At 41.0% G+C, this 14,875-nt stretch carries 1 protein-coding gene (cut by a window edge); it reads right to left on the bottom strand.

All coding sequences use genetic code 11. The annotated features are described in order from the left end of the window. Positions 1-14,875, bottom strand: the 3' portion of a protein-coding gene (locus P9M13_05375) for a hypothetical protein (GenBank protein MDP8262716.1). It continues 24,872 nt past the right edge of the window; 14,875 of the gene's 39,747 nt are visible here — the last part of the coding sequence; its start codon lies off the right edge, out of view — the gene reads right to left on this strand; the stop codon is at positions 1-3.

Raw genomic sequence — 14,875 nt, forward strand, 5'->3', positions numbered from 1 at the left:
TTATGCCACTCTCAGCTCCGTCTCCAACCAAAGATACGCGTGTCTCTCCGTTGTCTTCATCTTCTCATATTCATCTATTGCGTCGGAATCCTTCGTCATCTCGGGTAAGAAATAGACTGGAGCATCCCCGACAATAGATTTTATTTCATTATAGGTGTCAGGAGCTATCTTCTCCAAAAGCGATATTGCTTCAGATGATACAATAAATTCCTTACCGTCACTCGAGAATATTGCATATAGGAACTCTTTTGCGGCAGTGTAGAATAAGTTTTTGAAGTTCTCCGCTGAAGTTAGTATAAACACCTTGCTATCAGGTATTTTCTTGCCCGATGGCAAATTCTCATTTATTGCACTTATCGCATTAAATACTCTATCTGCAAAAGCTGCCGCTACTCTCTTATTCATCTTATTTTTAAGAAGTTTTGCTTCGGCCTTCGACTTAACACCTACAACAAACGTTTCAACATCTTCTCTAACAAGAGATATTTCATTCTCTTTTAATAATGCCTCTATTTCTACTGCTGTCTTTGTAGATGAGAACCATACAATATGTGACTTGTCCATAACACCATTTTTCATATTCTTTAAAACCAATGAATCTTTCTGTAAAGCCTCATCAATATCAATGACAAACGCAGAATCACCCTCAGGCACCTCATCTTTTACGCTACTAGTGATACCCGCTACCTGGTTTGTCACAACTGATGCAAGCGAAGCTTCACGCGAAAGCTCAAGCGCAAGCAGTATTTCAGCCAGAGCAGTTGTAGCCAATCCTTTTTTCCGCATATCTTCAAGCTTATTGACCAGAGTATCAGGATCAAAAACACCGCCGGACATTACTTTTAACCTGGCGAGAAGTTTAGGTCTGTCTTTCATAAACTCATCAACGATCTTATTCTCCATTTCTTCATCGCCTTTAAGCATATTCATTGCCTGCAGAATTGAAGTCAATGAACAGGTATATCCTGCCTCTTTCATCTTTTGAGCAGTATTTCTAACATCAAGCGCTTCATACTCATTTGCGCCAAGTCTTTGAATCAACGCATTCGCAAACACATCTCTTTCGATTTCGTTATCACCCAGATCACTCAACACATCGTACACATCGCTTATGGTTAATCTATCTGTGTCAACTTTGCCATCCTTTGTCATCTTATTATAGAGACTGTCAACATGAGATTTAGAGAATGGATCATTAGTAAATAGCATACTGACAAATACCTCTCGTTCAGGATTGTCCGCAATAGATTTTCTGATAAATCCAGTCGTTCGATTATGAGGATAGGTCAGATTTTCACCGAGAGTAACCAAAAATTCTATCATGTCTTTATTATTTTGTGTCATCTCAGGTGTCTCAGAGAGTAATGCAACAATATTCTTTACTCTATTTTCTGTACTGTCTGTCACGGTCGCAACAAGCTTATCAAGACTGAGCTCATAGAGCTTCTCTTTGCTCCAGCCCGCTTTCTCCAGTGCATCAATCAACGCGTACATCTTTTCAGCCTGCTTATCTGTTACCCCAACATTCAACGATTTGATCAATTCCAGCTCTTTATGACGGGCAATTTCTTTTGATTCAGTACTGATAAATGCCTGCTGGATATCCATAAGAGAGACACTACCGGGATTTTCAATATATGCACGTATCAATGTAATTTGGGCAATTCCCTCAAGCGCCTCGGCATTTTCAGGATCGATATCAAGCGTTTTCCTAAATGCTAATTCCGCTTCGAACAGCTCTTTCTCAAACTCTTCTATTTTCTTCTTCGTTCCTGCACGGTCGGCAAGAACCTTCTTTTTGTTCTCAACAGCCTTGTTCAACGCTTCACGTGTAGCAGCAATCTCGTTTTTCTTGGCTTCCAACTGCTTCTCAAGTGAATTTTTAACCACATCGGCTTGTCGTTCATTCTTTTCCTGTAGCAATTTTATCTCGCGGTCAAGCGACGCTTTTTTGTTACTTAACTCCTGCAGGCTGTCAACCTTCTTTGATGTTTCATCATATGCTGTTTTGGCTGCGTCATATTCACTCCGCATATCATCGAGCTGCTTACCTATGGCTTTAGCGTTTGCTAAATCTTTTTCGAATTGAACGCGCAACTCTTCTGGACGATTCCGGAATTTATAATAGCTCGGGACAGTTATAAACGGCTGTAATTCACTCGTAAACAATGTCGATCCATCACTCTTTTCAGTGTATTTGTAAATAGACTTCAATCTCTCAAGCTCTTTATTATAAGCCTGTATTTCTTTATTCATTGCAATACGAGCATTCTCAACCCTTTCTCCTGCCGCTTTCAACATTTCACGCCAGTCTTTGACCCCTTCGCTCGATCTGTTTATTTCCTGCTGAATTTTTTGCAGCTCGGCAATCTTTGCCGATAGCTCCTCTTGGATCGATTTGCGTTCAGCCTCTATTGCTGCACTAGGATTAGCAAGCATGTGTTCCATCTCAGCCAATTTTACCTCATTTGCCTTCAAGATACCGGTCTGCCTGATAACTTCAGCTTCAGCGGATTTCATTGCCTTCTCATCTGTTTCAGAAAAGAGAGAGATCAATCCTGATAGCTTAGTTGCTATGCATTGCCCAAAGATAGACTTTGCAAGACCAAGCAGATTACCTGCTGTAGGACTTTCTTTGACCAACTTTTCATAAGACGCTTTCGACTTCTCATAGTTTTTATTAAGAAGATCAACCGGTGCTTTAATCTTTTTGGCAAGTTCCTTTTTAAATTCACTTCTCTTTTCAACAGCTTTGTCAGAAGCGCCAATCTTATCGGCAACAGATCTGCCAATTAACTTCGCAAGGCCCTTGAACTGCCTCAGAAGCTTTAAATACTCAATGAACTTTTTCTTTCCCTTGAGTTCTCCGAGCTGTGACTTAAACTGCAGTTCTTGTAACCGTCTGCGAAATTTTTCTTCATCTTTATCAACTTCCGGCATCATACGTTCTTTCAATGCCTTTTCAGTCAATGCTTTATCCGCCAGATTAATAGTATGTGGCCTGTTGAATCCTTTCTCATCAAATATACCGACAATGATTTCGTCTTTTGTTGCACTAAGCTCCAGCACATCCTCTTCCGATTTCACATCGCTAACAGTTGTTCCATCACCGACTGTAACTGACCCCTTTTCTTCATCGACTTCAAGGTCTTCAACTGTGGCGGCAATACCTATCGTTACATTCTTACCGCGAACATTTACGACATGAGATCTCTCCCCGACCTTAATCTCGCTGCCTTCTCCTCCGGCTCCGTTTCTTACCAGCGCCTGAGCCCCAATATTTACATTTGTAAACGTAACACCTTTTACAACGGCCCCCATACCTATTTCTCCGCTTGTAATCTCAGAATCCCAAACAACGGCTCCAGGAGCAACATTGACATTGCCCAAGAGACGTGAATTCATTATTATCGCACCAGCGGCGATACTCGCATCTTTTGTAATCAGCACATCACCAACAAGTATAGCGCCATTATCAGTTACGGTAACTTTGCCTGCCTTGCCCGTTCTAACCATATCAAGTGCCTGTTTGTATTCAGTGCTTACCTCAGGACCCACATCTACAACGGTTCTCACACCGTCTTTTTCTACAACTATCAGGTTCATGGGCTCTGTACCTTTATCAGTCTCATTCAGAGTATAATTTTCACCTGAAAGCACCTTTTCAAGGATCATAGGATCATCATGCAAATTACTGATCATTGCGTCAGTAAGTACAATACTGATATTCTCTTCTCCCACAACTTCGCCTTTTTCATTCTCACGCTGAATGTTTATCTCCACCCTTTCGCCTTCAGTTAAGTCTCTATTCTTCAACATTTCTTGCGCAATCTTTCCCGTGCGAGTTTCTGTTTTACTTACGCGTACAGTGATATCCGCCCCCTTAACCTCTGGAACACCCATTAATTCAACCGGTGCAACTGCTTCTTCAACAGCAGGGGCTTCAATCTCTCTTGCAGCCGTTTTTTCAGCGGCCTTCTCGGTTTTCGTGACAACAATCTCGCCGCTTGTAAGGTCAACTGAAATACCTGCTCCGGCAAATTCGAGGTCCTCCTGCTCTTCAGCCGTTGCAATTATCCTGACCGCATTTATAGGATTGATCTTTGCAATTTCTCCCATTTGGATATCCAATACCTTCTGATAAGCTTGAAACTCTTTCTCTGATAGTTTCTCCTTATATGTCTGTATGCTACCCCCTATAACCGGTTCACCAAATATCCGGTTTTTCAGTGCAACAATTCCAAGAACTACAGGGGAACGCGTAATACTATCAATTAACCTTTCAAGACGTGTAACCTTAACAGGTTCTTTTTCAGCTATAGCAATCGCTTCTTTACGCTTATTGATTGTTTCCTTAGCGAGGTCATCGGCTGCTTTCTTGGTATTTTTTACAAATTTATCCTCGTCAAAGCGTGTTTCGGTCTCCTTTTCTTCCTGCTGTGTCTTCAACATCTCAAAGGCAATTCTCGCAACACGTTCAAAGACATCGCCCTGCAATTTAGAATAAATCTCATCCAGTTTTTTATTGAATTTCTCTACCAGCTTTTTCATTTTCTTATCGGAGATCTTACCCAATTTTGACGGATCATACTTACTTAATTTACCCTGTTCCTTAAGTATCTCATCCTTAATATCAACAAACGTCTTCTCTATGGCTTTAGAAGTTAACAGCGGAAGCTGCATACCGACCAATTTATCCTTAAGCTCACTTACCTTGTCGGCCGTAAGACCCCTGGTATCCACTCCAAGGACAGCCAGATCAGCCTTAAGAGACTTAAGAGCCTTAGGCTGATTAATATCTTTTGATTTCTCGTAATTGCCAAATACGTAGTCTAACAACGCCTTTGAAGCAGACGCCGAATCACTAACAACCCCACGCTTTATCTCTCCAAATAATTCAGCTTTGGCATATTCCGGCTCTTCAAAACGCTTATCGGCAAGTCGCCGTTCAGTTTCTAAGAGATCTATCGCATCCTGACCCTGCTTTACAATATCAGCCAAGTCTTTTTCAATTGAAGCAATTTGAATATGCACAGGCGTCATTTTCTTCTCAAGTAATACTAATTTTTTCTTTAAGGATTTTCTTGTAGACACGATTTTTGTTGTTTCTATTTTATTTTTAAGATCTTTCCACAGCATAATATTGCTCAAATCAGACTCACTCAGCTGTATTTTCTTTTCTTTTTCCCTATCACTCTTATTCTTATATATTGTTGCAAATGCTTCTTTAGCTGTTTTCAGCCTTTCATCAAGTACTTCTTTAGCTGTTTTCAGCCTTTCATAAAGCGCTTTTAACTTATCAGCAGCTTTTTTGTCAATTTGAGACGCCATTTCTTTCCAAAGCGGTGCCATTTCTTTCTCAAGCAGTGCCATTTCTTCTTCAAGCTGCGGGATCATATAAATGTCACGGAGTCCTTTCAATTTCCCGAAATTAGTCTCAAATTTAGTGGCAAGTTTCTTATTTTCTACCAGCAAGCCTTTGTGAATAACACCCGGATTGTCAGTTTCGTAACAGAAAAGTGTCACTGTAGAAGTCGGGGCACCGGCACGACCACCGCGGCCGATATTCTGCAAATATACGCGGTCAGATAAAGGCGGACCGGAAATAATGACATGATACCCATTCACTTCCGCGCCATAGAACCTGTCTTCCAGGTCCTGCAGATCTTCAAGGACACCGGCCAATCTAGGATCAGATTTTAACGCACTAAACAATTTCTTTATCTTCTTCATAACCGGTTCTCTTAACCTCATACAGGTATCATAATCATCATCCCTGATTGAATAAAGCTCATCTCTCAATTTCTCAAGATCTTCTGATATACTGACCGGCATATTATTTCCCTTAAGAAATTTCGTTAAGCGCTCTTTAATTTCTTTAAATTTTGTAAGCCCAAAATCATTACCACGGCCCGCAATCGGTGTCGCAAAAACCATGCTTGCGGGTTCACCGCTATATGCCTCATACCGCTGTATATCGCTCTGTCTGTCATCTAAAACATGGATACGGCTTAATCTTGTTAAAAGCCCTTTGTCTAACCCTTTTTTAACAAGCTCATCAATATTTTCTTTACGGTGTTTATCCCGTGCCTGCTTCATTTTTTTAAGCGCTTTTTCTATGGCATCCAGGCTTTGTGTTCCATATGCTTTCGCCAACTCATCTTTTATAGCTGGAGATACCGGTATTTCAAATGTTCTGTATGGCTCAAGGTCTTTTGTCAATTTCTCTTTCAATGTATCCCATTCCTTTGTTCCCTCATCAAATTCTGATTCCTTAAGCAGCTTCTCAATAGTAGCATCAACATCAATATGCGGAGCAACCATTGTTCTGACTTTTATCTCCATTTCACGCCATTCTTTCTTGCCTTTTTCCGTATCTTTTTCAAATCCAGCGTCTTTCAGCGTCCTTTCAACCATCTCATCAATATATTTAATATAGTCATTTACAGCCTGCCCGCCCGTGCTATAAAAGTTAAGGCCGGGCTGTTTATGGTTCTCAAACATCTTATCCGCTTCCTTCTTAATCTGCTCAAATCTCTCCTCCACGGTTTGTGAGAACCTTGTACCGTCAAACCTTCGTATAACCGAATTAAACGTTGGAACGTCAAACACCCCTTCATAAGCGCTCACTATCCCGAGCCCCTTAAGCTCTCTTTCAAACGCCTCGCTTATAGCTGATCCACTAGACCCTGAGATTAATTTTATTTTATTAAGTATATCTCGTCCACTTACCTTACCCGATGTCTTGTTATCGCTATATACAACAACACCCTCATGTCGTTCCTTAATGTCAAGCATTATGCCGCGATCTCTCTCCTGGCGCTGATCGGTATTTTGTCCTGATCCCTTATTGATAAGACGTATTACCATGATCGGTTTTCCGTCAGAATCAGTCTCATAAATAACCTCACCGTTTTCATATTTCTGCACCTCACCGTTTACCGTCTTTGGTTTATAGGCAAGATTATAATCGGTATTTTTTAAAGTAAATATTCTCACGTGAATAGCCGTTTTTACGAGACTCTTAAACCTTTCAAAGCTCGGCATATCAGCGCCGAGCGCTTTTGCGTCTTCATAGCGCTCCTTTAAGAATTTCTCAGCGGCAGACTTAAACTCTATTGACTGGTTTGCCGGATTAATATCAACAAGATCGCCAACATCTTCAAGGCGTTTATCCATGTGCTTTTTCGCTATTTTTTTCTCTAAAGTAAGTGCTTTTTCTGCTTCTAATCTTTTTATCCTCTTTTCCGCAGTCTCAAACTTTGGTCTTGTCATAGTGACATGAGGAAGCAGTGACAAAGCGGTATCATCAGCGGCAATACCCGGCGCCTTTTCAGCTTCTGTAAGAGGCCGCCCTCCGACAGCAAGTATAAACGCTGTCGCGCCGCCTTCACATATCAACGCATCTATTTCATCTAAATTTACATAAGAGAACATCTCCGGAAGGATTTTTTCTTCATCACTTCTATCAAGATCCTCAACATGAGTAAAGTTGAGATCCGCCCAGCCGATATATACAACTGTGCGGCCTTTCTTTCCATGTTTAAAGAGTTCTCTCATACCATCTTTATCTTTCTTATCTACGGCCTTCACATTAACTCCCAAAAGTTCAAAGACCGGCTTGTTCCTACCGGAATCCGATCTTGCAAATTCATCTGTAACTGTTACCTGTACAGCAGGATCACCGGTAAGCGCATTAATATACAGCGGCAATACATAGATTTCAGTTTTCCCCTGTCCCGTACCTATATTTGCCACTTTACCCTGCCCCATAAGAGCGCCGCCTAATAACTGCAATGGACGCAAACCTTCCCAGCCGTTTGCAAGCATATAAGCAATATTAACGTTTACCGAAGCATCGATTATTTCTTCATCCGTGAGCTCTTCGCCTTTCTGCCTTTGCTCTTGTATGCGTTTTTCAAGATCATCTGTACGAGCCCCGAGCAGTTTCTTAATCGCATCGATAGCGGCACTGCTTTCCTTCTTAAATTCAGCATGAAGATATGCTGTCAGTTCGCTGATATCCATATTATCAACATCGGCAATACCTTTCAGTGCCACTCTTATTTGCCTTATCTGCTCTTTCCCAATTTTCCGTGCATTGACATTTGCCCTATCATCAATGATATTCGGTAAATCCTCACGACTGGTACCGGCAAAATCGATCGTAACTGAAAAACCATCTTTTGCGTAAGTAAAACCATTGGCAATAATCTGTTCTCTATCACCTTCCGTAAAGTTTTCATTATTATTTACAGCAGAAACAGCACTTTCAACAAGTCCCCTTGTCTTCACGGCAACATCCGGAATACCGCAGATAATATCCATAAGTTCCTGAACAACTTCAATATTTTTACTTGTCTTTAGTGTGTGTATTATCTGTTTAAAATAACGGCCGGATGTGACCATAAGCGTAAGGTCAGCACGTTTATCTTTGTCTTTTCTCATCTCTTTTTTGATAAATTCCTCGAAATCACCTTTTACATCAGCAATACCAGTATCTACAACAGCCAAATCGGCATTAAGCACAATTTGACGGGCATAGTGAGTTGCAATCCCGCCTAAAGCAAGACCCATTACATATGTAACCGGTGATGTATACACTTTATCCAACACAATAGAACCTACAGCAGTACCCACAGCCGTCGCAGCCAAAACAGGCGTTGCAGTTAAGAACAATGCACCGAGAACAATACCTGCACACGCAACCCAACCAGCGACTTGTTTATTATTTTTGTATACCTTATTTATCAAACCAGCTGCAAAACCTCTCTCTTTACGATATTCTTCAAGATTTACCACTTCAGCAATCTTACGTACACTTGGTTTCTCAACAGCTTTTTCTTTTTTCTCCAGTGCTTCCAGATACGCAACAAGCTTAATGGCATTTGGATTTTTCTTCTCATACTTCACTATAAAATCATCAACGCTGAGTTTCTCGCGATCTGCAAATACATCCTTGAGGCCAAACATACATTGATCTATCAAGTCCTCCATACCGCCTTTTTTCAGGGCGTTTTTCAGGCTTTCAAGTCGTATGCTCTTTATTACCTTCTTTATAACAACTTCTTTACCCATTATTTTCTGTATGTTATACACACGTTTAAGCGCCTTAACGATGGCCTTTGCCTCAGCAGAAGCGTAACCGGCAAACATTAATGCATCTTCCGTCTTAACACCTCTTTTATCCGCGATATCGATGATCTCGCCTATATACAGATCACCAATACCTTTGTATGTACGGCCATCAGTTGTTTTACCACTGCCAATTCTTTTCTTATTCGCTTTTTTGGCATTATTTATAGCTTTAGCTACATCTCTTTTTGCCAGCGCTAACTGTGACACCTGTTTGGTTTGATCATCGTATATATGAAGCTGTGTAAGCAATTCAGGAGGTATTCCAACCTCTCCTACATTAAAGTCAATGAATTCATTTAAGAAAAGTGCCATTTCATCGAATGTATAATCGTCAAGAGCGGCCCCACGAAGAATGGCCATAATATCGTTATAACCGTTTGCATTCAGCACATAAGATAAATACGTCTCATTATCCCTGAAAGCTTCCGGCGTTACCTCGTTAAGATCAAGATCCACGTCTCCTGTCTTTCCCTGACGTTGTCCTTTGCTCAGGTCTCTTATCTCAACGGTTACATTACGATTACGTTCATTTCCGGCAATCTTCTTAACTACATCACTATCAACAATGCTTGCAACAATTGTGTCTCTAAGAAGTGTCTTAAAATCTATCTTTTGCTTTTTAGAAATCGTCCTTGCTTTTTTAATAGCAGCTTTAACATCAGCTTCATTTAAACCAAATACCTTTGTAAGAGTTTTAACAGCATTTTCATATTCAACTGAATTCTCAGGCTGTGCCGCCATCTCAACAATACTGTTTACAAAATCAGCGGATTTGAACGACTTATCTTTTGCCGCGTCACTCGTATTGATCTGCTGTGCGATATCTGCATAAGTTGTATCTTCAGTTACCTTTACCCCAAATTTTTCAAGCATTTCAATCAATTCATCCGATAATCCTTCTTCACTGTCAAATGCCAGCTTTACTGCCAGCGAGAGCGATGCAAGATCAACTTTAGTTTTCTCTGCCTCTGCGACAATAGTTTTCATCGGAGATGTTTCCAGCAAATCATTCCATTTAGCAACAGTTGTTTCCCCGAACACATCGGTAGAACAGTCTGAATTTATCCAGTTTCTCAGTTCTGACCATACGTTTATGAATTCCCTCTTCTTTGCTGAATCGGCTGTATCGTATCCGTTATCAACTGCCATTACCAATTCAACCATGTTATTTTCAACCAGTTCCTTTGCATCCTTTACCGCTCCGGTTTTTATCATGGCATTTACCAGATAACCCATCAATAGTACCTGATCAGGTGTTTTTGCTTCCTGACGAGCAAGAATCTCAAAAGTCTCTCTGGAAGCGCGAGCAAGCTGTTCCACTCCTTCCTTATCAAGTTTTCCGCTTGAGATTAAAGCCGGAACATTGACTGTGTTAGAAACAGCAACGATCAGCCGGGCTTTTGTATTATAAAGCTCAACCTGTTTCTCGCCTTCCTGGCCTTTAGCTTCTGCGGCTACCTTAATGAGATTTATCGCCGCAGCATTAAGCGTATCTTTATTTATATCTTTTCTTCCCAACACAGTATCCATAATATCTGAGGCCACTGCTATCTGGTTAACAGATGCGGTGCCTGCGTCAAGGCCTGACAATTTAGATACCAGCGCGTTTACAAGATCCTTATTTCCTCTTCGGGCAATAATCAATACATTTTGACACTGTTCTAGCTGGTCTTCCCGTTGCTCTTTTTGCTCTTCATTCAAATTAAGGCTATGTATCCCAGTTAAAACAGACGGTATAATAAATTCGATCGGTGTAGCACTAATAATCGCGGTTAAGGATTTACCCATTCTAGCTGTCCATCTTTCAGGATCCCTGAGAGTTTCCTCATCACTGAAATAAGAAACATAATCGGTAATGATTGACTGTATTATAGGAGATAAAGCAGCGTCAGGATCAGCGGCAACAAACTGCGCGGCAACAACAATTCTATCCTGCCTGGAATTTTTAGTATCTTGTATAAACGCGGTAACATTGTTCATTATACCGCTTGTATCAGCAATGCCACTTAATTCGACCATTATATTTATCGCGTTTGCCATAATTGTTTCTCTATCAGGCGCTTCTTTTATGGTATCTGCATCCGAGAGGTTTTTTGCCTGCAAAACAATCTTACGTGCAATTGTATTCAACTGAGATTTATCTATTATTTTGTTTAAATGCGTATTCTCGACAGTAGACTTTAAGTTCTTATACACACGTAAGGCCGTCTCGAGAGAACCGCTTCTTACATTAACATCCATCACTCCGCCCACAGCACTCATAGCAAGGGTGAGCTGCCTAGTAAGTGAACCAACCAGCAGTTGTACGTCATAGGTAATAGCAAAACCCGGCAGGTCATCTCTAGCGATCGCATTAAATATGTTAAGCGCCTTCTCAAGCTGTGCGGGATTCATTTTTGTAGGATTAAGCTTATTGGAAAGTTTTACCATATTTCCAACAATCTTTCCTGCTTCATCCTGCTGTCTTCTCACATTATCTAATTGTTTGTTAAGCTCAATATTGTTTTTATTAAGATTGCTTCGTTCAGCCGCATCCAGCGTTGCGTCGGTAAGCTGCAGCTCAACATTTGTAATTTGATCATTTATACGCGCCTCTACACTTGCAAGATGATCTTTCAAGGCACTCTGGTTACTGGCCATAGCTGAAAGCAACTCCATACGGTTCAGATCTCCTTCATCTGTCCCTGTATCAACCGATGCCATATTTAGTGCCTTTGCCGACAAATTCATAACCCTTGTATCTGAAGCAATATCCGTATCCTTATTTATCCCTCTAAAGAAATTTGCTGTTGCCGATAGAACAAGTTCTCTCTGGCTATCTTGGTTCTTTTTGCTCAGCGATTTATCAACCTTTACGTTCCCGTTAACATCAATAAGGTTTGACAGCCTGTCAGCGATCTGTCCCATATTATCGGTATTTATCCAGCTTACCCCGACAAACCCTGACTGATCAGCCATATCAGATACCTTTCTTGCAACATCCATAAGTATCAGCAGGTCATCATTGTTGTCTATATTGGCAATATTGTCGCTGTTTAAGAGATCGGCGATCTGGTCGGGTTCCATCATCGTGCCTGTGAACAATATCTTGGCAAGAACAGATGCATTAGGAATTTTTTCTAACAGCATTGGTAACTGCACTGATATGTCCGCAGTGGCAAAATCTTCCCGTAGCTGTAATCTTTGATATTCATTATATCCCTGGAGAAGTTTCTTGTCTTCTTCCTTGTCGGACTTGGAAAGGGCGGGGATTATATATTTATTCACAAACTGCGGTGCACCTTGCAGATTATTTGTCTTCTTGAGACTTTCAACAACTTCGCTAAATTCCGATTCAGATATATTAGAGGTATCAATACCATGCAGACGCGAGACCGCTGACCTCGCAATGGTTTCTGTCCAGACACTAGCTTTTTCAGGCGCCTTGCCTGTTTCTCTTGTCTTAAGCTGATAAGTACTCAATGTTCTATTTACTGACACCAAATCTCTAATGGTTCTGGCTCTTAAGATTGATGCATCTTCTCGTGTTTTCACCGACTCATATACGCCTTCCTTTTCAAATTCTCTTAACTGCTCAACTCTAAAAAGTTGATCTATCAGCGCATCATAATTTTTACCCTTTCCTTTAAACAGTTTTTTTAACAACTCTGCTTTTTCAATAGCTTCCTGCTTGTATTTTTGGAAAGATTCCTTACCAAGCATTTCACCCGTTTTCATTGTCTCTGAAAGGAAGATATTGTCCGATCCGCCTTTCCCGCCAACAGTCGCCTCAATCATACTCTGTACCATGGCCCTATCACTACTCGCAACCGACATCAGTAGCTCTTTAAAAGGGTTCAACACCAGCTCACCACGCAACATCTTTGTTCTCAGAGAATCCACAGCAAGAGATGTAGCTTTCGATTCGAGGTACTGAGCATTTATTTCAAGGAGTTTATTAAGTCCTGTTTCCGTAATGTTGATCTTCCCCTTATTAGTAACAAAATCCTGTTGGAGCTGGGTTAGACTCTTATGCATTTTCTTCATATGCGCATCAGTTTTTCCAAGTTTTTTCCACTTATTTGAAATACTTGCAAAATCACTCTTAGATGACAGCAACCTAGTGAGACTTTCACCAAGTGCTTTTCCATTAACCAAAAGCGTTGCCTGGCCAAGAGCCAATCTCGCGGCACCACCCCTGTTGATACGACCGCGCCACTGCGCAAGACTGGATGATGTCCCTCTCTCCGCATTAAGTCTGAATGAATCTATTACTTTACCGCTATAGTCAACGCCTGTACCACCACGTTCAGTTGTTACAACGATATATCCTTTTTCAGCTATCTTAGGGGCAATATCACCGGCTATCTGTTCAGCAGTTGACAGATCATCAATCGAACGTATTTTTTCTGAGGACACACCTCTTTTCTTCAGTTCATTTATAAACGCCTTTCGCATTCCTTTATCGCTTATATGAACTATCGTACCGTTATATTCCCCGGCAGGTTGTCCTCTATTCGCAGATTTCATAATACGGTTAGCAAAAGAATTTATTATTTCCGGCTGTCCGCCTGAAGTTAGTTTCACCTTAAACTTAGACGCTTCAAATATTGAACGGTTGACCACAACCTGCTCGTTGCCGGTAATATACCGTCCCAGTTCAGGCATAGTCGCTGACATACCAACACGTATTTGGTTGTGGCCGCTTGTTTTAAAAAGATCTAAAACTGAACTTTCACGTGATGTTGTTGAGGTCCCGATCTTTTTTAGGTTTACGGGCGCTTCTTTACCCTTGGCAGCAGCTTTTCTATTTAATCCTTTACCGATAGTATAAATATATTCAAAATCATGCATTATCTGATCTCTCTGCACACCATAAAGTTCATTTGTTGGAAACAGCTCACCTTTAGAAAGTATCAAATCCTTCTGTCCCTTATATTTAAGTACTTTTCCCTTTACTATAGATCTAATGTTCTGCGCGGAAAGATTGGTAATACCGGCGCGGGCTAATTTTTTTAGGATCTTAAGTGCAGCGGCTTCATTTATATGGACCTCACCTTCTTCAATCTTATACTGCGCTTTTTTACCCTTTGTAAAAGCCTCGTTTACCTCTTCTGCTGTCCCCAGTTCCGCTATATCAATAATATCAATAGCCATATCAAGTGTCCTCATCTGGGTCACGGTAAGGCCCTGTTTACCGCTTCCCTGAACAACCGATGTCTGTTCATTTACCACGCGCTGAAATTCATCAAAAATGACCAGATCCTGTTTTTTTAACGCCTTGACTATATCTGGATGCTCCGCATACATATTATTAAGATGGGACTGAGTCAGATAATCCATTACAACAACTACATTTTTATTCTTCAATGCCTCGAGAAGACTTGTGGGATCACCATTCCTCGCGGCTTTTATTTGAGATCTTACGTCCATTACCTCAATGCCAAATAATTCCAGCATGTGTTTATGCAAGAACTGTGCCGGGCCTCCCGGTTTACCAGCAGTAATCTTCAATACCGCGTCATAATTTTCAACCGAGAATATTGAGTTGCTTCCCCCCTGTCTAGTTAAGCTCTGTATTATAATGGCCTTTAAACCGGCAATGGTTTTCCCGGCGCCCGTAGACGCAGCAACATCACACCCTCTTAAAAGACCGTCAACAACGCGGTTACCGACAGTGGACATTTTAAATCCTTTGCCACCTATCAATAAGAAAGTTTCAAACACCGCATCGACAAGCGCATTGGCCTTTTGGAAA

This window comes from Candidatus Ancaeobacter aquaticus (assembly GCA_030765405.1).
Taxonomy (GTDB): Bacteria; Auribacterota; Ancaeobacteria; order Ancaeobacterales; family Ancaeobacteraceae; genus Ancaeobacter; species Ancaeobacter aquaticus.